The sequence below is a fragment of the Psychrobacillus glaciei genome, assembly GCF_008973485.1.
Taxonomy (GTDB): domain Bacteria; phylum Bacillota; class Bacilli; order Bacillales_A; family Planococcaceae; genus Psychrobacillus; species Psychrobacillus glaciei.
This window is the reverse complement of record NZ_CP031223.1, coordinates 395,843-419,342: the sequence shown is the minus strand read 5'-3', so window position 1 is coordinate 419,342 and position 23,500 is coordinate 395,843. Positions and strand designations below refer to the sequence as shown.

The window sequence follows — 23,500 nt, the reverse complement described above, 5'->3', positions numbered from 1 at the left end:
CGTACTTATTTAGCATTCCCCCGAATGTATTGGATAGACTTTTTTAAAAATAAAAAAATCAACCAATACAAATTTGGCTGACTTTTCTTAATGAATCTATTTTTCATATTCCATTTTTTAATGTTTCTGTAAACTATTTTCTTCCATCCAATACGCTTCTCTTATATTAATTTGTTTCCTAAGCTTTCTAGTAACTTCTGCAGTAATTTCACCATTTTCGAAAAGATTTTGAATTTCATCTCGTTCCGCCTGAAAGGCTTTATCTTGTATATCCCTTTTCATTTGTGCATGTTGCTTAGACTCTGATCCTGATCCTTTTTTAGCTAACTTAAATTTCATAATCATTTCATTGTACTCGCCAATAATTAACAAGTAAATCTCTTCATTTTCAGCTGTCATCTGTATTTTCAAATAGTTAATCGCGGCTTTTGCCATGTCTACCTTTAGTAGAATTATTTTTTTGTTTTTTGCAAGGCGTTTTGTCAGACGTTCTTTATTTTTGAATACAAAAATTTGAAATAGATTATACAAACTTCTTTTTATTATTGTCCAAATGAACAAACCTCTATACTGCATGCGGTTTGTCACTGCCACTCTCATCCGATCAATATGTTCATTCATCAAATAAATAGTTTCCCGATCAACTTTTCCCTCTTCTTTCAACTTCTCCATATAGTTAGCTTCCGCTTCAAGAGCTTTCATTCGAATTTTGCTTTCCATTACCTTTAAACGCCCTGAGTCTGCATTATTTTCATGCGTGAGGCGATTTCGGATTTGATTGTATGAGGAGATGATCGACACGGCTGCTCCACGGTTGTCATCATTCATTAGTTCTCGAATAGACCTAATTGCGGCATCAACCGTTAGAAGTTTTGCTATCTTTTCCTTTTCTTCTCTCAAATTTTCGGTATTCCCTTTTTCTGAACTAGCAAGTAGGGGCAAGCATACACTAGCAACTATTAATGTGACCAATATAACTCCAGCTGCGATAAAAATAATTAACGCTCGATCAGGAAACGCATTCCCGTCAGCTAAGAAATATGGAATTGTAAAAGCACCAGCCAATGTAACTGCTCCTCTAACACCAGAAATAGTTAGAATAGAAATGAACCTTATTGTAGGCCTTGGAAGTTGTTGTTTAGTTAACCATCCACCCCACCACGATATAAATATCCATAGGAAACGAAGGGATAAAAGGGCAGCCGTAATGATCAAAATTAACTTAATTACTTCAAAATTATTAAACAGAGGACTTTCAAATATTTCATTCATAACACTCGGTATTTGTAATCCTAGTAGTACAAACACTAAACCATTCAAAATATAGATAAGTATTGTCCATGTACTTTTAGAGACAACTTGTAACTGCATCGAAGGAGATTGTTCACGATCTCGGTAAATCGCATGAACTATTCCTGCAGCTACTACAGATAATATTCCAGAAAGATGAAAATGTTCGATAACGTAAAAGATAACAAAGGGGGTAAGAAGTTGAATGAGCATATGAAGTGTTACATCTTCCATGCCAAGACGTCGAATGTAGATCTTCAGTCGAATAAAAAGATAAGCTAAAAATGCTCCTCCTACAAATCCTCCAATTGCGATAACCAAAAAGCTCCAACTAGCCCCAGCCAATGAAAAAACACCGGTCACAGTAGCTGCCACAGCAAATTTAAACGCGACTAAACCTGAGGCATCATTCATAAGTCCTTCGCCTTCTAGTATATGCATAATTGTTTTCGGCATTTTTACTCGACTAGAAATCGCCCCAACTGCGACAATATCCGTAGGGGATAAGATTGCAGCTAATGCAAAAGCTGCTGATAAGGGAATTGACGGTATAAGCCAATGAATTAAGTATCCTATAACAAATACAGTTAAAAATACCAACCCAAGTGCAAGTAATAATATCGGTTTTCGTAATTTCCATAATTCATGCCTTGATACATTTTTTCCATCATAAAATAATAACGGAGCTATAAATAAAATGAAAAATAACTCCGGCTCTATTGGCACATGAATTCCTAACGGAAGTCCGGCAAGCAAAACGGCCAGTGCAATTTGAATAATCGGCACCGGTATGTATGGCATAAAATGATTTATGAAATTAGAGAGCCCGATGATAGCTAGTAAAAGTAGTATAGTTAAAAAAAACTCCATCTTGTATCTCCTCTCTTTTCTATCTCTCTAAGTCTAAAGGGATTATATTGTAATTACAAATAGCGAGCTTTGAAGTTAATATTTTTTTCTATTAATTAATCGACTAGTACCCCACCATCTGAAATACTTAATCGCAAATTAGGAATTTTTTCTTTTGAACCAGATCTATTGCATTTAGGTGCAACTATTCTTTACTATTTCCTAAGTACTTTAGACTAAACAACAGCTACACTAATACCATGGAGTTTAAAAGGAGCGGAAAGCGGCTGGGTTTCTTCCGACTCCTTTATTTTCGGTAATAGAATCAATCATTCAATTTGATTGGATTTTTTCTAATATTACCTTTTCGTAGGTGGTTTTGGACTTCAACAGCTATTTCCCTACATACTAGCTTATCATTTGCAATCTATACAACTTAAAAAAGCTCAGTATCCACAGAGTAGATACTAAACTTCTCATTCATCAAAGGAGATAAAAACCAATTCCCATAATCAAATATGCAGCAAATAGTGTCAGACCTTCAAACCAGTTCGATTCACCATCGTTTGATAGATTAATCACAAGAAGCGCAGCGGTTATCATCGCAACCAATTCTGGCAAAGTAAAAACGAGCGACATCGATTTCGGCATAAAGAGCGACACAAGAACAAGAACAGGTGCTACAAACATTGCCACCTGCAATGTTGAACCAACTGCAATTTCCACAGATACATCCATTTTGTTTTTTACCGCCATCGTAATAGCAGAAACGTGCTCTGCCGCATTTCCAACAATCGCTACGATAATAACTCCTATGAATAACTCTGTCCAACCAAACTTTGTACCAAGCATTTCAAATGTATGTACCAATTGTTCCGACACAAAAGCAACTACTACAGTTGCCAAAAGTAAAATCAATATGGACTTCTTTTTCGTCCATTCTGGTACTTCTGTAGTTACTTCCGGTTGATCGGTAGAAGCAAAAATACCACGATGTGTAACTAATTTAAAAAAGAGTCCAGCAAGATAAAGTGCAATTAAGACGATTGCAATACCAATACTCAAACTCAATGTTTTTTGAGAACTCATGGTAATAGAGAATACTTCCGGAATAACAAACGCCACAATAACAGCGAATATAAGCAAACCAGAATTGTATCTAGCAGCATGTACACTAAACCTTTGTCTTTTAAACTTAATTCCACCTGCAAAAAAAGAAAGTCCCAGCACAAGCAGTAAATTTCCTAAAACAGAACCTGTAAGTGATGCAAGTACAATTCCAACCATACCCGCCTTTAATGTGAATATAGAAATAATAAGTTCTACTGCGTTTCCAAATGTTGCATTTAATAATCCGCCTACCCTTGGCCCACTCACAATTGCCAAACTTTCCGTTGCACGTCCTATATATCCAGAAAGCCCGATAATACTAGCGCAGCTAAGGAAGAACATAAGCATATCTGACCAATTAATTAATGCTCCAACAATAACTAATGGAACACCAACGAAAACTAAAATGGCAAAAAACTTATTCACCAAAATCACCTCTTTATAAAAGTATATCTCTTCGTTATCTTCCCCTTATCTATATTAAAAAACCATATTAAATCACCTAAACACTTTTTTCCTTCTATATACATAAATTGTAGTGAACAGAAAAGGAGTGAAATTGTAAATGATTAATATGCAACCAATTTATATTGAAGGTATTACATTTTTAGCCATTTCGGTTGAATTACCAAAAACAAACTTGCTTACAGTATCAAATGATAAAGGTTATATTATGTGCGGTGCACTCGACGTAGCACTTTTAAATGAAAAATTAAAAGATCGTAAAGTTATTGCAGGTAGAGCAGTAGGCGTTAAAACCATTCAGCAGCTTTTAGATGCACCACTAGAGTCAGTCACTTATGAAGCAGAAGAACTAGGAATTACAAAAGGAATGATAGGAAGAGAAGCACTTTTAAGAATGATTTAAGGAAAGTGTAAGTGGTCTTTAAATGCATGGACTAAACATCAGTTACACATTTACTTAGGAAAGTCTGTGTAGCTGGAAGTGACTGCGTCACTTCCAGCTACATTTTTTTAGTTATTTGTGGCGAATGTTTGTCCCTAGACTTTTTAAAATGTTTAAAGACATATTTGCATCTTTTCACTTGACTCTTGTTTACAGGAGGAGTAAATTTATCTTACCGTTTCAAAACTGTTCCAATCGGAACTATTCTAAAATAGAATGAGGTGACAAAAGTGAACTTGAATAGTAAATACCATCCGAAATCTTCGGAATTTTTACATTCACTTCGACGTATAAGTAGGCAACAAATGCAATTTGTTCAAAAAATTGCATTAGAACATGATTTAACCGTACCTCAATATTCGCTTCTTATGACAATTGCCCCACATAGGGAAATTACACAAAAGCAATTAGGAGAGATTGTACAAATTCCAAAGAGTACGTTAAGTCAGTCGGTTGATGTACTCGTACAAGCTGGATGGATTGAGCGAGAACCGGTTCCCGACAACCGCCGGGAAATGCAGCTAATACTTAATGAAACAGGGAAAATGTTGTTTGAACAGATTAATCGACAAAAAGGGACACTTCATCAAGTAATTGATTCCGTTTTAGAAACACTTCCTAAAAGACAATATGAAGAATTCCAAGCTACGCTTCACTATATCGCCGACTATTTAGAAAAAGAAACTAGTACAAAGGAGAACACACAGAATGATTAAACTACTAAAAAATTTGTCCTTCTATAAGTGGATTGTTATAGCTGTTTTTGGATTAGTTTTTATTCAATCCATGTCAGATCTTTACTTACCTACTTTAATGGCAGACATTATTGATAAAGGGGTCGTTGTCGGGGATACACCTTATATTTGGAAGATAGGTGGGTTGATGCTTTTAGTTGCCGCATTTGGAGCGATCGCATCAGTCGTTGCCAGTTTTTATTCGTCAAAAGCTGCAATGGGTCTCGGGAAAGATATTCGTCGCAAAGTATTTAAACATGTAGAACAATTTTCTCTACAAGACTTTGATGAGTTTGGTACGGCATCCCTTATTACGAGAACGACGAATGATATTACACAGGTACAGCAAGTAGTTATTATGATGTTGCGTATGGTTATTAGTGCACCAATCATGTTTGTTGGCGGACTAATTATGGCTGTATCCAAAGATGCCAAACTATCTTTGGTTCTTGTACTTACTACGCCTGTATTGATAGGTGCTGTGTTATTAATACTTTATAAAGGGGTACCCCTTTTTAAAATCGTTCAAAAACGACTAGATCGTTTAAATCTTGTATTACGAGAAAACTTAACTGGTATTCGAGTAATTCGTGCATTCAATCATGAAAAACAAGAGAAGTTGCGACTTCAAAATGCAAACAAGGAACTAACAGATGTTTCCATTAAAGTAAACAAAGTAATGGCTTTTTTAATGCCAGTCATGATGCTTGTGATGAATTTAACAGTTGTTGCAGTTATTTGGTTTGGTGGGATTCGCATTGATGGTGGCGCTATGCAAATTGGTGATTTAATGGCATTTATACAATACGTTATGCAAATAATGTTCGCACTTGTAATGGCTTCTATGATGTTCATTATGATTCCGCGTGCCGCAGTATCTGCAAACCGTATCAATGAAGTACTCAACAAAATACCAACATCGTTAAATGAGGGATCAAAAAAAGCGAACAAAGAACGAGGTACGCTTGAATTTGATCATGTAACTTTTAGCTATCCAGGAGCAGAAGAGCCTGCTTTATCAAATATTAACTTCCAAGCGAAATCGGGTGAAATTACGGCGATTATCGGAGGAACAGGTGCCGGTAAATCGACACTCGTCAACTTGATACCACGTTTTTACGATGTAATAAGCGGGACAATTCGGGTAAACGGCGTAGATGTTCGGGAATCTTCTCAAGATGAAGTGCGTTCTAAGATTGGCTTTGTACCCCAAAAAGCACTATTGTTTTCAGGAACAATAAAAGAAAACATTCGCTTTGGAAAACAAGATGCTACACAGGAAGAGATTGAACATGCTGCTCGAATTGCGCAAGCGGAAGACTTTATCAGTAGAATGGACGAAGGATTCGATTCCGTCATTGCACAAGGTGGTTCGAATGTATCTGGTGGACAAAAACAACGCTTATCAATTGCAAGAGCTCTTATCCGAAAACCTGATATTTACATCTTTGATGATAGCTTCTCTGCGCTCGATTTTAAAACAGATGCCAAATTAAGAGCTGCACTGAAAGACGAAACAAAAAATTCAACAGTAGTGATCGTTGCACAGCGCGTGAGTTCTGTAGTCGATGCCGATCAAATCATCGTACTAGATAAAGGCGAAATTGCAGGAATTGGTACACATAAAGAACTTCTTGAAAATAATCGTGTATACCGAGAAATCGTTGAATCGCAGCTTTCAGAGGAGGAAATCGCATGAGCAAGCAAACAAAGTCGCACACTCAAGGCGGACGTCCAATGGGACCTGGTGGAGGACCCGGTGGCGGAAACATGATGATGGGTGGGCAAAAGGCTAAGAATTTTAAAGGAACATTAAAACGTCTCCTTACTTATTTAAAACCCCGTCGCAATCAATTAATTGCAGTGGTCATCGCAGCTATCTTAAGTACTGTTTTTTCTATTGTGGGACCGAAAATTATGGGGAATGCGATTACTGAATTGTTTACAGGTGCATACGCAAAAATGACCGGAGTACCTGGTGCAACAATCGATTTTACTGCAATTGGAAGACTTCTTCTTCTGTTAACAGCTTTATATGTGATCAGTAGTTTGTTTAGCTATATTCAGCAATACATTATGTCCAGTGTTGCACAAAAAACAGTCTATGATTTACGTGAAGAAGTAAACAACAAACTAGAAAAACTTCCACTTAAGTATTATGATGGTCGACCTAACGGTGAGACATTAAGTCGCGTAACAAATGACATCGATACCATTGGAAGCACACTTCAACAAAGTTTAACGCAATTTATCACCTCGGTTGTTACAATTGTCGGTATTATTGTGATGATGTTAACGATTAGCCCAATTCTTACATTAATTTCTATCGTTAGTTTGCCATTATCAATGTTTGTGATCCAGCCCATATTGAAAAGATCACAAAAACATTTTGCTGACCAACAACGAACACTCGGTCAGTTAAATGGACACATCGAAGAAATGTATACAGGACATCAAGTAGTAAAAGTATTTGGACATGAGAAAAAAGCGGTCGCTGAGTTTGATGAAGTGAATGAGAAATTGTATGATGCCGGACGTAGAGCGCAATTTATCTCCGGTATTATTATGCCTATGATGTCCTTCATCGGAAACTTGAGCTATGTCGTAATAAGCGTCGTCGGAGGATTATTAGTTACACAACGTGCCATTTCGATCGGTGATATTCAAGCATTCATTACGTATACTCGTCAGTTTACTCAACCCGTTATGCAAACGGCCAATATCGCCAACATTATCCAATCAACAGTCGCAGCAGCAGAACGTGTCTTTGAATTACTTGATGAGACAGAAGAAGAAAGAGAAGTAACGACTGAACACTTATCAAGTGCAGAAGGTGCCGTGACATTTGAACAAGTTGACTTTGGTTATGGAGAAGAATTATTAATTGAAAATATGAATATCAATGTATTACCAGGTCAAACGGTAGCAATTGTAGGACCAACTGGTGCTGGGAAAACAACCTTGATTAATTTATTGATGAGATTTTATGAGCTAAATGATGGGAAAATAATGATTGATGGTCACGACACTCGAAAAATGTCGCGTACTGATCTACGGACAACATTTGGTATGGTTCTTCAAGATACATGGTTATTTAATGGAACTATTAAAGACAATATTGCATTTGGAAAAGATGGAGCGACGGATGAAGAAATTTTCGATGCAGCCAAAACGGCGCGTGCCGATCATTTTATCCGCACTTTACCGGATGGCTATGATACCATTTTAAATGAAGAAGCATCCAATATTTCACAAGGACAAAAACAACTTATCACGATTGCTAGAGCTATTCTTGCTAATCCACCGATTATGATTTTAGATGAAGCGACTTCTAGTGTAGACACTCGTACGGAATTGCTTATCCAACAAGCGATGAACCGTTTAATGGAAGGACGAACAAGTTTCGTCATCGCCCATCGTCTATCTACAATAAGAGATGCTGATTTAATATTAGTCATGAATCAAGGAAAAGTAATTGAACAAGGAACACATATTGAACTCATTGAAGAAAATGGATTCTACGCTGATCTATATAACAGCCAGTTTTCAACAAAAACTGCCATTTAAGTTTTAGAAAAGAGAGCCAACAATCTGGCTCTCTTTTTTGATGGGTATAAACCCTCCTTTCTATTTATATACTAAGAAGAAGTAGATTCGGTTTGGAGGGATGTTTTTTGAATAAAGTAGAATTTAAACAGCATTTTGATATTGGATATAGTGAGATGATTTTTAAAGCAAATAATGATGAAACAATTGTCTGTATAAAGAATACGTACTCGGTACCTTCCTCTATGATTTCATCTTATATCATTCATATAAGTGGAACGTTATTTGAAGAAACAAGATGGGCATTCTTTTTTAAAGATTTAATAGAAACTAGAACAGATATAAGAGAAAACGTCCAGATTGCACTAGACAGGTATGAAGTAGATCCAGAAGATTTCGATGAAGAAGCGTTTATTCAACACCTAATAGATGAGGCAACTGAAAAAATATTAGAAACAGATTTAAATACTACTCTGAATGAAATGGAAGTTTATTAATCGTATAAAAACGCAAGCGTCCTTTTAGGGCATCTTGTCTTTACCAATTTCCGATGCTTTGGACGAAACATTAGCTACACTATTAACGGAAACTTTTATGGAGGATCTGGAAGTGACTGCGCTACTTCCAGATCCTCTCTTTTCGGTAACCTTGTGACGGATATTTGTCCTTTGCCCTCTTGAAATTTGTAGAGACACAGTGCACTAGTTTTGTTTAATGAGAGACTAGATGCTTTCCTACTCTTTTAAAAGCGGACGAAGATGCAATTTCGTCCGCTCACCGCTTATTTATCAATGGATGCTATCTATTTTTCAGGTTCCACCAACTTTGATTATCTGCCTACTGATTCATGTAAACTGTGGACGGTAAAACTAAAAAAAATCAAGATCAAACCCTTAAAATTATACTATGAATCCTTACTATTACGGGATTACTAGCATCCAAGATTCATATACTTTCTTATCTTTCAAGAAAAAAGCATGCGTCCTTTTAGTGCATATGGTCTTCACTATTTCCTAAGTGTTTTGGACGAAACATCGGCTACACTATTACCGTTAGATTAATGGAATTTGTAAAGAGACCTCACAGCGAAGCGAGAAGGTTCACGAACCGCCAATCTGAAAGCATCCGCCTGCAACGAAAATCAACCTGTTCATAGCATAAAAACTTATATACTTTCTGTAAAAGAATATTCACACTATGTAGTAGACTTATTTATAAACGAATCTTAGTAGGGCATCGAACGATAGATAATGTAGATAGTTTATATTATTTTACCTAATGCATTCTGTTTAATTTCTCCTTGTCTTCATTTAACTGCTCATGAAGTGACATAATAGGTTCCAAATTCCCTCTTGCTTGGATTGCCATTAAACCGATCGCTCTGCACGTTCAATCATGTTCTGTGCATATTGAATAAACTGCTCCGTGAGATTTGTTAGAGCTTGACCTACAGCAAATATAACATTATCCACGGAGTTGTGTAATTGAGCAATAACATTATCTACTTTACAACTCATTTGTGTGTGATCTACCTTATCAAATTCCTCCTTAATACCATATCAAATTTAATATGGTAATATCACACCGTCTATATTCATTCGTGTGTACCTTATAGTTCTTATGAGTTTGGGAACACTACCTCTTGCAAGATTTTTTAAAATGAAGGAGGAAAAAGAATGCCCAATACTAGCCAAAGACCGAATGATTTAGCGACTAATAAAGAAAGGCTAAAGAAAACAATTAATAATATGGAAGCAGCAGAAGCAGCAACGGAATTTGCAGAGGGAAAAGAACTTGCTACTATTAAGGAAAAGAATGAACGACGCAAAGAGAGTATAGAGGTTTTGAAAAATGAAGTAAATGCCGAGGCAAAGTCAAGCATTAACGGTTACATTTAAATGAAAGAAATATTAGCCCAGTAATCCTTAAATTACCGGGCTAATATTTCATATAACTTAGTCTTCCACATATTCAAGAGGTATCCCCAATCCCCTTACTTTCGAACTTATACTTCCTTGGATTCCGGCAACAAAGCTATTTTGCTTTATAGTCAATACTTGCCCATCTTTAAAATGAAACTCATAATGAGACAATTCTTTGTCCTCCTCGAACTTCTCATAATAAAGTAACTCATCGAGTTCCCTCCAATCATATATCTGCTTTTCCTTGGAGAAAAGCTTCCGGTAAGAAATCTCTTCGTCTGATAAAGTCACATAAGATAAGGAAGCAACATAAAAAGTAAACCCACAAAGAATCAAACAGAGAATTCCAGCACTAACTGTCCACTTCCGCACATCAAATAACCATAACAACGCGCACGCAAGAATAAGGAAAAACACCCCAACACCAAATGCCGCATAATTCGCTCCAGGAACATACGTAATCCAGATATCTCTCTTATCATACAGTGTATTAACAACAACTAAAGGTATTATTATCAAAAAAACTGGTGACAAAAAAGCAATACAAGCCCCAATCGCCATAAAAATATGCCTTGTATCATATCTTCTATGCACATCCAAACCCCCTTTTTAACCATATAAACTAAACATTCTAAAAAAAATAAAAAGTCACTCTTTTTATTATAAACGGTAATATTTGGGTACTCAACCTTTTTCAAATTCTTTCGGTTAATCCCTATTCATTGGGGCATACTGTGAAATAATTCTTTAACATCAATCTGTACAGTGAGGTGAATCTTATGAAAAACAGTTTGAATATATTCCGGACTGACATTCAAAACATATGCCGAAATTGGGTAGCCGCAGTACTTATTGGAGGTTTAATTTTCCTACCTTCTTTATATGCATGGCTTAATATTTATGCCTCTTGGGATCCTTATGCTCATACTAATCAACTACCAGTTGCTATTGTTAATGAGGACGCTGGTGCAGAAGTTCATGGAGATAAATTAAACGTAGGAAATGAACTAGTGAACACTTTGAAAAATAATCAAGACATGGAATGGTCTTTTACATCTCGAAAAATAGCTATGGAAAAAGTAGAGTACGGCGATTTTTTTGCAGTCATTATCATTCCCAAAAACTTTTCCGAAAAGCTAGCATCTGTTCTATCGGATTATCCCGAAAAAGCAACTATGGAATACTATGTGAATGAAAAAATTAATTCCATCGCGCCGAAGATAACAGAAAAAGGGGCAAGTGTTATTGTCGAGAACGTTAGTAGCCAATTCACAGCAACCGTTAATGGCATCATCTTCAACCTTTTCAATAATCTAGGTGTTGAACTCGAAAAAGATATGCCTGATATTAAGAACTTTGAAGAGTATGTAATAAAAGTGCAAAAAGATTTACCCGCAATTCATGAGTTACTTACTGGCACCCAAGACGATATTGCATCTGCCCAGTCCATTATCCACAAGGCACAATCACTTATGCCACAAGCAAAAGAGATAACTGCGAATGGTATCGAAACAATCGAAACTGCCCTATCCTTCTTGTCCAAAGCCCAAAATCGTTTAAATACTATGGCTCCAGTTATCGAAAATGACTTAGAAAAAGTATTGAAGATGTCGAAGGAAATGCTACAAACAACACAAAATATCAAACCCAATTTTACTGAGTTGGACAAGTTAAAGAAGGAACTCGACAATAAGATGACCTCCTCCATTCAAACAGTCCATTCTATCGAAGAAGACCTAAATTGGTTAAATAATTTAAACCATGCAGAATCTCTATCTTCATTAATATTAAACCAACAAGAAAAATTGACAGAAGCAATTAATAAAACTGCTCATTTGAAGAAGCTATTATTAGAAGCTCAGACCAATACAGGAGTAATAAACGAACAAGTAATAGGCAAAGAACAACAAATGTCAGCTATGTTAAATGACTTTCAAAAAGTTGCAGAGAACACTTCCGTTCAATTAGATGCATTTATAAAGGAATACAAAGATTCAATCGAACCAACCATTCTTGCGGAAGTAAATAATGCAAGAAATACATTACAAAATGCTACCGTAACATTGAGAAGTATCCAGGATACATTACCTAAAGTCGAACGTACTCTAAAAAATACAGACGACCATATAAAAGAAGGAAAAAAGACTTTAGATCTGGCAGTATCTCAGTATCCTTATATAAGCCATAAAGTGAATGAGTTAGCTGAAAGAATAAAGAAAGTTCAAGGGGAAACGAATATCAATGAAATTATTGAGTTACTTCGTAATGATCCAGAAGCAGAACGTAGCTTTTTTGAAGAACCTGTCATTTTAAATGAAAATAAGCTCTTTCCTATTGCAAATTACGGAACTGGAATGACCCCATTCTATACAGTCCTTGCCATTTGGGTCGGTTGTTTACTCCTTATCTCACTGCTTGCTACAGACGTTAAACACGACAAAATAATAAGGGAGCGTGAAGTCTATTTCGGAAGATTATTTACCTTCTCTGCAATTGGTCTTCTCCAAGCATTGATCGTAACAATCGGGGATATTGTTTTATTAGGTGTGGATGTAAAGGATTCCTACTGGTTTGTTCTCTTCGGGTTTCTGATTAGCTTCGTTTTCATGACAATAGTATATACATTAGTTTCTGTATTTGGTGACGTTGGAAAGGCTTTTGCAATAGTTATGCTTGTATTGCAGATTGCTGGGTCAGGGGGAACGTACCCAGTTGTTTTATTGCCAAAATTTTTTCAGTGGATTAATCCAGCTCTACCCTTCACCTATGCTGTTAGCTTAATGCGAGAAGCAGTAGGCGGCATCCTTTGGCAACGCGTCATCCAAGATATTATATTTCTCATACTAACTGCACTTGCGTTTATATTGTTTGCCACTTTCCTAAAAGAGAAAGTAAACCATAAAACAAGAGATTTGTTAAACAAATCGAAAGAATCAGGATTATTTCATTAATACATTTTGCGAAAGAGTTTATAGGTAGCAATAAGTAGCTACATTTTTTTCGGTAATCTTGTGGCAGATAAAGCTTTACCTATTATAATAAAATGTCGCATACAAGATAGGACGAAAATGGAAAAGAGCAACCATTGGTAAGTTGAAACCAACCAGTTCATCAGGGACAGCATCCAAATGTGTAGCCAAAACAACCATTTCTCCATATAAAGACCAAAGTATATAGGATTTGAGCAGAAGAAAGACCGTTTGATATTTATCGCATCAAACGGTCCAAACTAGCGGTTATTTTTGGTAATATAAGCAATGACTCAAACTTAATAACTTAAAATAATGATATCTTTCAACATATATTAGTCGCTTCAACACCTACTGCGCCACTACACTTTGTCTTTCTTGCTCAAAAATTCTACTGCAATCATTGGTGCTACTGGCTTGCTAATATAATATCCTTGGATTCTATGGGCTCCCATTTCTTTTAGGAGAAGCAATTGTTCCTTCGTTTCGACACCTTCCATTATAGTCGTCAATTCGAGTCCACTCGCAATTTCCAAAATCCCTTTCAATATTGCTCGTGACTCTCCCCCATCACTTTCTACTTCCATTACAAAAGCACGATCGACTTTCATAAATTGAAACGGCAACATTTTTAAAATGGACAATGACGAATAACCTGTTCCAAAATCATCCAATGCTATTTTAATTCCCACGGAATTGAGGGTTTCTAAAATTCGCTTAGCAGAATCAATATTTTGAGCTACGATCGATTCTGTAATTTCAAATATGAGCATCCTTGGTTCCACAAAAGTCTCTGCCAAAATTGTTTCTACATCACGTAAAAAGGTTGGATGTTGAAGTTGTTTAACCGAAATATTGACAGTAACAGTAAAGTCTTTGTATCCCTCAAGCTCCCACTTCTTCACTTGCAATGCCACCTGTCGAATGACCCAACTGCCTACTTTGACAATCGAGTCATTTTCTTCTAACAATGGAATAAAATCTACGGGACCCACTTCCCCCAAAACCGGCGATTTCCATCGGAGCAACGTTTCGAAACTGACAACTTGATCAACTGATATACTAAAAATAGGTTGGTAAACTAAGTAAAACTCATCATTTTCTAGTGCTTGATATATTTTTTTAGCAATACGTCGATTATTTTCACTTTCTTTCGCCAATTGCTCGGTAAAATAAACAAATTGATTTCCGCCACTTTTATTTGCTTCCTTACAAGCAAATGCCGCATCTCGCATCATAAGTTCTACTTGGTCATCTGCTGAATATGATCGGACTCCAACACTCGCTGTTAATAATACATTCCCTTCTTCAAAGTAAATAGGTTGCTCCAACATTTGGACAATTGTTAAGGCAAACTGCCTTTGCTCCTGGATTGTATCGATATAGGAAGTTATTACAAATTCCTCATTTGAAACTCGATATACGTTTTGCTTTCCTGTTAGTTCTAATAAACTTCTACTCACTTTAAACAATAATTGGTCACCAATCTGATAACCATTCCGTTCATTTACATCTTCGAAATGATCTATATTAATAAAGAACAGTGTTATTTTTTTTTTAGAAGTGTATTGTAATTTTTTAGCCAGGTTTTCTTCCAGTTGAACGCGATTTCCTAACCCTGTCAATAAATCACGTTTGGACTGTGTTTTTTCCCTATTTTCAAGTCGAAGTACATATATAAACACTACAAAAGTTATAGAAAGTGTTAATAATACCATAAAAATATTATTCCAAAATGCTTTTGAGATTTTATACGTATCATGGTTTGAAATGGAGTCAACTATAACGACCCAATTACTCTCTGTTTTCTGAAACTTAACGAAGCGAGCTGTGGGCGTATCAACAATCCAGCTACCATTCGTTTTTTTGTTGATTTCATTTAACAATTGACTGCTATGAGGTATTACCTTCTCAAATACCATTTCTTTTTGCGAACTAAAGATAACCTCATTTTCTTTTAATAAAAAAACGATTCCCGGCAAACTTGATTCATCTGCAAGTTCGCTAATAATATTAGCCATATTAATTACACCGGATAATACACCAATAATTTTCCCTTCGCTATTGACAACGGGCACAGAAATTGCCGTTACTTTTTGGCTGGGATCTTGATGCAAGCTAAAATCAGAACTAAACATGTTTTCACCGTTCATGGCACGTACAAATGACTCTTTTTGTTTCACATGAAATTGTGTTCCATCAGCTGCATTAACTTCACCATCTGGTGTGATAAAACCAAGCCCACAAAAATAGGGCATATTAGCATTTTGCTTATGTAAAAATAAAGTTATGTCCTCGTCTTTCTCAAGCAAATGAGATATGTGCATCGCCATCAATTGCATTTCAGCGATTCGCGCCATGGAAAAGCGATTAACTTCCAAAGTAAAGTCATTTAGTAGTCCATTTGTTTCCCTTTCAACTGAATCCAATACAAGTTGTTTTGTCGAATTATAGTTAATAAATGCAAATGTAAGAACACTTAGGAAAACAATTACTAGTAAAATATTGATGTTCTTTTGCCGCCTCATCATCTATCCACTTCCATTCAACGTCATAATGACCCTTTTTACCTATATGTATTATAATACAACATCTAATTGGAGCAATGCATTTTCTATGACGAGTAACCGCAGGAGAAACAAATACTGGGGTCTGAAAGAAGAATTATATTTTGTATGTAGGCAATAAAATACTTACCGCTCCAGTTGATAAACTACTAGACGATATATTTGTTTGTTAGTGTATCCTTATTCATCTACTCTCCCGATTCCCACAAACTTACACTTTTCTAATAGATTAATGGAGGTCTATTATGCTCCTCTGTATAAGCAAGAAGCTTATCTAAGTTCATTTGTTCAAAACCATATTCAGCTATTACTTAATAAGGTTTTGAACATTAATCCTTGCCCTTGATATGCAGGAATAATTCCATAACCAAGTTCTCCACTTTTTTCTTCCTTATTAAGATTCCATATGTTAATAGTTCCTGTTACCTTTTTTGATTGTTTATGTTCTATTGCCCATATTACCCATTTTTTCATCATCGTCTCCTTTATTCATCTGCGCTATATAGACATTTGTTTCTTCGATATTTTCGTCTACTTTTGTATTTGTAAATATATTCATTCTCGGATCTTTTCTCATGGCATACAAATCATGAGTGTCATTTTGTTCTATTCTTCTTAACAGAAGATTCTTTGTCTCTAGGTTAGGAAAAGAAGTGTAACTTATTATAGTAGCACCGTCCTTATTGGGCATTATAGGTAAAAGAGGTTAATTGTTATGCAGCTTCCGTAATAATTTCTTTACATTTTCAGCATCTCATTACTTTTATTATATCGTCCTTTTCACATACTTTCTTTACTCCTCTATTTAACGGTGGTAAACTACAAAATAGCAATTTAGTACCATTAAGGGGTGAAGCAAAATATGAACAGAGAAACTAAGGTCAAGCCTGTCATGGCCGCACTATTGTTAGGAATATTTATGGCATCTTTGGATAACACCATTGTCGCTACAAGTATGGGTTCGATTATCGGCGATTTAGGTGGAATGGACAAATATGTATGGGTTACTTCCGCTTACTTAGTTGCTGAAATGGCAGGAATGCCGATATTCGGAAAATTATCCGATATGTATGGTCGAAAGAAGTTTTTTATCTTTGGAATATTGTTATTTTTAATTGGTTCGATTTTGTGTGGAACTGCACAAACAATGGTTCAATTATGTGTTTTCCGTGCTATTCAAGGAATTGGTGGCAGTGCATTAATGCCAATCGCTTTCACGATCATTTGGGATGTTGTTCCTAGTGAATCACGCGGAAAAATGAGTGGGTTATTTGGGGCAGTGTTCGGTCTTTCTAGTATAGCAGGCCCTTTACTAGGGTCATTTATTACAGACCACATTCATTGGCGTTGGATTTTTTATATCAACATCCCAATTGGTTTACTTGCTTTAGGTCTTATTGCTTTATTTTACAATGAATCTAAAACGCATTCTCGTCAAATTATTGATTGGGCTGGTGCCATATTCCTTGTAAGCTTTTCTGTATCTCTTATGTTCGCACTCGAATTAGGTGGAGATACGTATAGCTGGAGCTCATGGCAAATTATCTCGTTATTTATTTTATCGGCTGTTTGTTTTGTTGCATTTTTAATCATCGAAAAATATGCGAAAGATCCAATTTTGCCATTTGATTTATTCAAAGAACGTTTATATACTACTAGTGTTTTAACAGGCATGTTCTATGGTGGCGTATTTATGGTTTCTACTATTTATATCCCGCTCTATATTCAAGGGGTAACAGGTGGAAGTGCTACAAACTCAGGTTTATTATTATTACCGATGATGGTAACATCTAGTATAGGAGCAGCCATGGGTGGTGCACTAGCTAATAAGTTTAGCTATCGATCTATAATGATCGTTTCAAGTATTCTCCTTGGAACTGGAGCCATCTTACTTGGAACCTTAGAGCCTTCTACTCCGCGTTGGATGCTGACTATCTATATGATGATTGTAGGCCTTGGAGTTGGTCCTTCCTTCTCGATTCTTGGTATGTCTGCTATTCAAAAAGCTCTTCCTCAACAACGAGGTAGCGCCAGTTCAACGAGTAGTTTCTTGCGCGCTTTAGGAATGACACTTGGTATTACTATTTTTGGCGTAATTCAAAGAAATAGTTTTATTTCAGGGTTACCAGAGTCATTTAAACAAAATGTGGTTGGCGGAAATAGTCGTGCCATTTTATCTCCAGAATTACGCGCTAAAATTCCTGCAGATATTTTGAAGCAAATTACAGATGTTTTATCGAATTCTTTAACTACTACATTTTTGTGGACACTCGTTCCTCTTGCACTTGCGTTTGTTTTTATTTTGTTAATGAGCAAAGAGAAACTATCCGATTCACAAATGTTTCAAGATAAATAATTTCAACTAAACAAAAATATAAAAGGTTCCAGAACAAATAAATTGTTCTGGAACCTTTTATTTGTTCTCCGTATTTTCCTTTACAGGCGGAAATATAAGTGCTTTTTTCATTTTAGAATAGTGGGCTATTGGAGCATTCACTTGATAATTACTTTTTAAAAATGTTCCCATTGAATTTTCAATTACTCTACCAGTAACATTTTGTAAAATCCAAGGAGAATGCCTAATATCTACACGAAATAATTGATCTTTCGTTTTTGTCCACAAATGATACCGTTCCGTCAACCACCGTTCGAATGGATTACTTTCAATCGAACTAGGCATCGATTCAAATGTTGTAACAAACACTTCCCGAATTGTTTTTTTGTCTCTATATATACTCTGAATCGTAAATTTATTCTTGCGTCGTTTTAAACTTATCTTCGCGTGACGAAAAGGCAAAAAGCCTCCGAGTGTCGACAATTTTACAATCAAAGAATTATTCGCATCTAAACTGAAGAAATGCACACCTACTTTCCCCTCAAATGTGACATACGTACGAACGTTTAGCTCTAAAAAAGAGCTAAATCCAAGTATAGAAGGAGTAAGTCTTGGACGATTCCCTTTTACTTTGAAAAATATTAACCCAATCCACGCCCTCCCGTTATAGAGATCCAGTTCTAGTTCAGGAGGAATGTGTTCAACCAAGTCGTCTGGAGAAACTGGCCAATGAAGAAATAATACATCATGCCATACTTGTGTCATTATCCACTGATTTCGATACATGGTATGCCTTCTTCCTACAGGGTACTGTTACGAAGTATTTCCTAAGAAGAGTAAATTCAAACTTTAGAAGACGTTCTTCTTCCAAAAGAACAGCAAAAAATATTGTACTTAACAAAAAGTAAAACAGAACCAAGTAACCCTGGTTTATCCATTTAATTGTCGATACTTAAAACTTGTTCACAATTTGGTTAACAAACATTTTACTTTTGTACATATCTTCATGAACTTTTTGTGAAGGCAGTTTCTTTCCATGGTTTTTAAAAAAGGATGGGACTAATATAGAGGCAGATACAAAACGTCTATCAATAATTTGGATTTCTATGAAATACAACTTTATTAAAATAATTCGAGAGGGGTACAACTATGAAATTGAAAATGAAATGGGTTCTATTTACAATGTTTCTCACTGTAGCCACTGTGCTATCTGGTTGTGAACCATTATTAGTATTAGATCCGAAAGGTCCACAAGCTGAAGCGCAAGCGCATGATATTATGTTTTCCATTTGGATGATGTCTGGTGTTGTAATTGTTGTTTTTGCGATTTTAATATTTATTTTAATTAAATATCGTGCTTCTAAACAAAGTGAAGATTATGAACCACCACATATTGAAGGAAATCATATTGTGGAAGCGATTTGTGTAGGAATTCCAATTATTATTGTAATAATTCTTTCCATCGTTTCAGTCAGAAGTAACTATGAAGTAGAGGCAATACCAGTAAAATATGAAGATCAAAAGCCATTAGTAGTTTATGCTTCATCTTCCAACTGGAAGTGGCACTTTAGTTATCCAGAAGAAAATATTGAGACAGTAAACTATCTATATATTCCAGCTAACCGTCCTATTGAATTTAGACTTTATTCGTATGGGCCAATCACCAGCTTCTGGATTCCACAACTTGGCGGCCAAAAATATGCTATGTCGGATATGGTTACGACGTTATTCTTAGCAGCTGATGGGGAAGGCGAGTACGATGGTCGAAACGCAAACTTTAGTGGTGCAGGTTTTGCACAAAATACGTTCCAAGTTACTTCCATGTCTCAAGCTGACTTTGATGACTGGGTAAAAGAAGTACATGAAACAGCTAAAACACTTACAAAAGAAAAGTTTGAAGAATTATTAAAACCCGGACATTTGGGGCGTTCCACTTATAATGGAACTCATTTAGAATTCTCACCAGCTCCAGAACACCAGAGCATGTCCGATATGTCCGATATGCCAGGCATGTCTGATTCACATGATCAAGAATCACATGAAGAATCAGAACACTCTCATCATTGATTCTGGTTTACAAGCTTAACTTTAGCTCATTTTTATGAGCAGCACTATATTTCCCGAAAGGAGTTTCAAAAGTATGGATTTCTTTAAACAGTTTGCGGTACCACATCCAAGCTTTTTAATATACGCATCCATGGTTGGCATTGGTCTAACTATGCTTGCAATAGTCGTAGGGATTACCTATTTTAAAAAATGGGGGTATCTATGGAAAGAATGGTTAACAACTGTTGACCATAAACGAATTGGTATTATGTATTTGCTATCTGCTTTGCTAATGCTATTCCGTGGTGGCGTAGATGCTATCATGATGCGTGCTCAACTAGCATTACCTGATAACACCCTGCTAGATTCTGAGCATTATAACGAAGTTTTCACGACACACGGGGTCGTTATGATCCTGTTTATGGCAATGCCGTTTATTATGTTTTTCTTTAATTTCCTTGTTCCATTGCAAATCGGGGCTCGTGACGTAGCGTTTCCACGATTAAATGCGATAAGCTTTTGGTTATTCTTTATGGGGATGGGATTATTCAACCTCTCATTCATTATAGGTGGTTCACCTGATGCAGGATGGACTTCTTATTTCCCACTTGCAGGAAATGAGTTCAGTACCTCTGTAGGAACCAACTATTATATGATTGCAATACAAATAGCCGGTCTCGGAACATTAATGACTGGTATTAACTTTATGACGACGATTCTAAAAATGAGAGCACCTGGTATGTCTTTAATGAAAATGCCAATGTTCACATGGTCTGCGTTTATCGCCAATGTAATTATTGTTTTCGCTTTCCCTGTATTAACAGTAGCACTTGCAATGGGAACGATGGATCGACTATTCGGAACAAACTTCTTTACAACCGCTAATGGTGGTATGGATATGATGTGGGCTAACTTGTTCTGGGTTTGGGGACATCCGGAAGTATATATCTTAATCTTGCCTGCTTTTGGTCTTTACAGTGAAATTATATCCACTTTTGCACGCCGTAATTTATATGGTTATAAATCAATGGTTGCATCAATGGTTCTTATCTCTTTATTATCGTTTTTTGTATGGGCTCACCATTTCTTTACGATGGGTCAAGGTCCAGTATCAAATAGTATTTTCTCGATTACCACAATGGCGATTGCCGTTCCTACCGGAGTTAAGATGTTTAACTGGCTGTTCACGCTTTGGAAAGGGAAAATTGTATTTACAACCCCGATGCTATACTCTGTACTCTTCATTCCTTTGTTCACATTAGGTGGAGTTACAGGAGTTATGCTTGCAATGTCAGCAGCTGACTATCAATATCATAATACGATGTTTTTAGTGGCTCACTTCCATAATGTAATCATTCCGGGAGTAGTTTATGCGATGCTTGCAGGTCTTACTTACTACTGGCCAAAAATGTTTGGCTTCATGTTGAATGAAAAAATTGGTAAATGGACAGTTTGGTTACTTTCCATCGGCTTCGTCTTAGCCTTCATACCAATGTATATTACAGGTTTAGATGGTCAAGCACGTCGTATGTATACTTATTCCGAATCAACAGGATTTGGTCCGTTGAATATGGTTGCATTCTTCGGTGCAGGCTTGATGGCTGTAGGTTTTGTTTTACTTGTTTATAACATTTACTATAGTACGCGTTATGCATCAAGGGATATTAGTAATGACCCTTGGGATGCACGTTCCCTTGAATGGGCAACACATACACCAGTACCGGAGTATAACTTTGCCATTACACCAAAAGTTAATTCAACCCAAGCATTTTGGGATTCTAAGAAGAATGGTCATGAATTATTCCCGGGTAAACTGGAAAAGATTCATATGCCTAATAACAGTGGATTACCATTCATTATGGGCTGTGCCTTCTTTGGCTTTGGATTTGCAATGGTATTCAGCATGTGGCCAATCGCCATTATTTCGTTAATCGGTTTATTGGCTTGCCTTGCTTACCGGTCATTTGAGAAAGATCACGGACGATACATCTCTGTCGAAGAGATTGAAGAAACTGAAGCAAAATTGCGAGGTGCTAAAAAATGAAGGTAGATAACTCGCTTCCACTGGAATATAGTACGGAAGAAAATAGCTTGAAGATTTTAGGCTTTTGGATTTTCCTAGGTGCGGAAATAATGCTTTTTGCAACACTTTTCGCTACCTACTTTACAATGGTTCACCGAACAGGCAGTGGTCCTACTGGAGCTGAAATCTTTGAAATTGCACCAGTATTAATGGAAACAATCTTACTATTAACTAGTAGTTTTACGATAGGTCTTGGAATTCATGCCATGCGTATCGGCAACAAGAAAGCAACGATGGTATTCTTTTTAATCACACTTCTTCTTGGTGCAGGATTCTTAAGCTTCGAAGTTTCTGAGTTTATTCATTACGTTCATGTAGGTGCAACACTACAAACTAGTGGATTTACTGCTATCCTGCTAACAACACTAGGAACACATGGATTACACGTAACATTTGGTTTCTTCTGGGGATTATTTATCCTATTACAAATTAAAAAACGTGGTTTAACTCCTGAAACAGCCAATAAATCATTTATCTTCTCCCTTTATTGGCATTTCTTAGATGTAGTTTGGATTTTCATCTTTAGCTTCATCTACTTGAAAGGAATGATGTAATTATGAAAGAATTATTCCCTTTTAAACAAGTAATGGGCTTTGTCGCTTCGCTAGTTCTTACTGCAGTGGCACTTTTAGTTTACTTTACTGATATGTCATTTGCAGTTGGTATGACAGTTCTTCTCCTAACAGCATTTATACAGGCCGGTCTTCAGCTGGTTGTATTTATGCATGCTGGTGAGACTAATGATAAAAAATCTATCTATGCAAACGTATATTACGGTTTACTTATTGCGCTAGTTACCATTTTCGGAACATTAATGGCAATGGTTTGGGATATGTAAATATAAATACTTAAAGAGAGCGTCTATACGGCGCTCTCTTTTTTAGATTTTCGAGAGTTTACCACCATTTCTTCAGAAGCTATTAGAAACATACCAATTAAAAAAATAAAAACAGCACCCATTACTGTGCCAATACCAACACCCATAACAGCATTATATTCGCTTATAAAAATTCCATATAAGAAGATAGCTATTCCTATAGAGAGTAATGTACCACCAACATATCTTGTCGCATTTAACATATTCTTATATTTTTCCACTTAAACCATCCTCCTTTTCTATATATTATTCACGCAGTTCACAA

Annotated in this window: 20 protein-coding genes; 12 read left to right on the top strand and 8 right to left on the bottom strand. The window is 36.2% G+C overall.

From position 1 onward, the window contains the following. Positions 1–117: 117 nt before the first annotated feature. Both PB01_RS02050 and cax read right to left on the bottom strand, forming a co-directional pair. Positions 118–2,160, bottom strand: a complete 2,043-nt coding sequence (locus PB01_RS02050) for a Na+/H+ antiporter (RefSeq protein ID WP_151698629.1) — start codon at positions 2,158–2,160, stop codon at positions 118–120. A 462-nt stretch (positions 2,161–2,622) separates the two neighbouring features. Continuing rightward, a complete protein-coding gene (gene cax / locus PB01_RS02045; RefSeq protein ID WP_151698628.1) occupies positions 2,623–3,678 on the bottom strand; it encodes a calcium/proton exchanger in 1,056 nt (351 codons plus the stop codon). 136 nt (positions 3,679–3,814) lie between these two features. On the opposite strand from cax, the gene PB01_RS02040 reads away from it, so the two are divergent. The 5 genes from PB01_RS02040 (at position 3,815) to PB01_RS02020 (ending at position 8,933) form a co-directional block, all read left to right on the top strand. Further along, on the top strand, positions 3,815–4,117 hold the full coding sequence (locus PB01_RS02040) for a YunC family protein (RefSeq protein ID WP_151698627.1): 303 nt from the start codon (positions 3,815–3,817) through the stop codon (positions 4,115–4,117). A gap of 344 nt (positions 4,118–4,461) precedes the next feature. Continuing rightward, on the top strand, positions 4,462–4,872 hold the full coding sequence (locus tag PB01_RS02035) for a MarR family winged helix-turn-helix transcriptional regulator (RefSeq protein WP_151698626.1): 411 nt from the start codon (positions 4,462–4,464) through the stop codon (positions 4,870–4,872). Then, entirely contained in the window at positions 4,865–6,589 is a 1,725-nt protein-coding gene (locus tag PB01_RS02030) for an ABC transporter ATP-binding protein (protein WP_151698625.1), read from the top strand. The genes PB01_RS02035 and PB01_RS02030 overlap by 8 nt, the downstream gene beginning before the upstream one ends. Then, the gene (locus PB01_RS02025; RefSeq protein ID WP_151698624.1) at positions 6,586–8,457 is read left to right on the top strand and encodes an ABC transporter ATP-binding protein; all 1,872 of its coding nucleotides are present in this window, start codon (positions 6,586–6,588) and stop codon (positions 8,455–8,457) included. Before PB01_RS02030 ends, PB01_RS02025 begins: the two co-directional genes overlap by 4 nt. A gap of 107 nt (positions 8,458–8,564) precedes the next feature. Continuing rightward, on the top strand, positions 8,565–8,933 hold the full coding sequence (locus tag PB01_RS02020; protein ID WP_151698623.1) for a hypothetical protein: 369 nt from the start codon (positions 8,565–8,567) through the stop codon (positions 8,931–8,933). A gap of 870 nt (positions 8,934–9,803) precedes the next feature. Here the strand turns inward: PB01_RS02020 and PB01_RS21190 are convergent. After that, a complete protein-coding gene (locus PB01_RS21190; RefSeq protein WP_225986141.1) occupies positions 9,804–9,953 on the bottom strand; it encodes a hypothetical protein in 150 nt (49 codons plus the stop codon). 159 nt (positions 9,954–10,112) lie between these two features. Between PB01_RS21190 and PB01_RS02010 the strand changes: the two genes are divergently transcribed. Further along, positions 10,113–10,334, top strand: coding sequence for a small, acid-soluble spore protein tlp (locus tag PB01_RS02010; protein WP_151698622.1), 222 nt, complete (start codon positions 10,113–10,115; stop codon positions 10,332–10,334). 57 nt (positions 10,335–10,391) lie between these two features. Here the strand turns inward: PB01_RS02010 and PB01_RS02005 are convergent, their stop codons facing one another. Then, the gene (locus PB01_RS02005; protein ID WP_151698621.1) at positions 10,392–10,952 is read right to left on the bottom strand and encodes a hypothetical protein; all 561 of its coding nucleotides are present in this window, start codon (positions 10,950–10,952) and stop codon (positions 10,392–10,394) included. 185 nt (positions 10,953–11,137) lie between these two features. Between PB01_RS02005 and PB01_RS02000 the strand changes: the two genes are divergently transcribed. Further along, a complete protein-coding gene (locus tag PB01_RS02000; protein WP_151698620.1) occupies positions 11,138–13,309 on the top strand; it encodes a YhgE/Pip domain-containing protein in 2,172 nt (723 codons plus the stop codon). A gap of 380 nt (positions 13,310–13,689) precedes the next feature. On the opposite strand, the gene PB01_RS01995 is transcribed toward PB01_RS02000, so the two are convergent. Further along, positions 13,690–15,858, bottom strand: coding sequence for a bifunctional diguanylate cyclase/phosphodiesterase (locus PB01_RS01995; protein WP_151698619.1), 2,169 nt, complete (start codon positions 15,856–15,858; stop codon positions 13,690–13,692). Between the two features lie 336 nt (positions 15,859–16,194). Continuing rightward, a complete protein-coding gene (locus PB01_RS21185; protein ID WP_225986140.1) occupies positions 16,195–16,368 on the bottom strand; it encodes a GNAT family N-acetyltransferase in 174 nt (57 codons plus the stop codon). A 388-nt stretch (positions 16,369–16,756) separates the two neighbouring features. Between PB01_RS21185 and PB01_RS01985 the strand changes: the two genes are divergently transcribed. Next, positions 16,757–18,250 carry an MDR family MFS transporter gene (locus tag PB01_RS01985; RefSeq protein ID WP_151698618.1) on the top strand — a complete coding sequence of 498 codons (1,494 nt, stop codon included), beginning with the start codon at positions 16,757–16,759 and terminating at the stop codon, positions 18,248–18,250. Between the two features lie 57 nt (positions 18,251–18,307). Here the strand turns inward: PB01_RS01985 and PB01_RS01980 are convergent, their stop codons facing one another. Beyond that, positions 18,308–19,015 (bottom strand): YqjF family protein, encoded by a 708-nt coding sequence (locus PB01_RS01980; RefSeq protein WP_151698617.1) that lies wholly within the window; start codon positions 19,013–19,015, stop codon positions 18,308–18,310. 363 nt (positions 19,016–19,378) lie between these two features. Here PB01_RS01980 and qoxA point away from each other — a divergent pair, with 363 nt between their 5' ends. The 4 genes from qoxA to qoxD all read left to right on the top strand — a co-directional run bounded on the left by qoxA (position 19,379) and on the right by qoxD (position 23,196). Next, positions 19,379–20,296, top strand: a complete 918-nt coding sequence (qoxA, locus tag PB01_RS01975) for a cytochrome aa3 quinol oxidase subunit II (protein ID WP_151698616.1) — start codon at positions 19,379–19,381, stop codon at positions 20,294–20,296. Positions 20,297–20,369: 73 nt separating this feature from the next. Then, positions 20,370–22,319 carry a cytochrome aa3 quinol oxidase subunit I gene (gene qoxB / locus PB01_RS01970; protein WP_151698615.1) on the top strand — a complete coding sequence of 650 codons (1,950 nt, stop codon included), beginning with the start codon at positions 20,370–20,372 and terminating at the stop codon, positions 22,317–22,319. Beyond that, on the top strand, positions 22,316–22,912 hold the full coding sequence (gene qoxC, locus PB01_RS01965) for a cytochrome aa3 quinol oxidase subunit III (protein ID WP_151698614.1): 597 nt from the start codon (positions 22,316–22,318) through the stop codon (positions 22,910–22,912). The genes qoxB and qoxC overlap by 4 nt, the downstream gene beginning before the upstream one ends. Before the next feature lie 2 nt (positions 22,913–22,914). Further along, the gene (gene qoxD / locus PB01_RS01960; protein ID WP_151698613.1) at positions 22,915–23,196 is read left to right on the top strand and encodes a cytochrome aa3 quinol oxidase subunit IV; all 282 of its coding nucleotides are present in this window, start codon (positions 22,915–22,917) and stop codon (positions 23,194–23,196) included. 23 nt (positions 23,197–23,219) lie between these two features. Here the strand turns inward: qoxD and PB01_RS01955 are convergent, their stop codons facing one another. Next, positions 23,220–23,456 carry a hypothetical protein gene (locus tag PB01_RS01955; RefSeq protein WP_225986139.1) on the bottom strand — a complete coding sequence of 79 codons (237 nt, stop codon included), beginning with the start codon at positions 23,454–23,456 and terminating at the stop codon, positions 23,220–23,222. Positions 23,457–23,500: the final 44 nt, after the last annotated feature.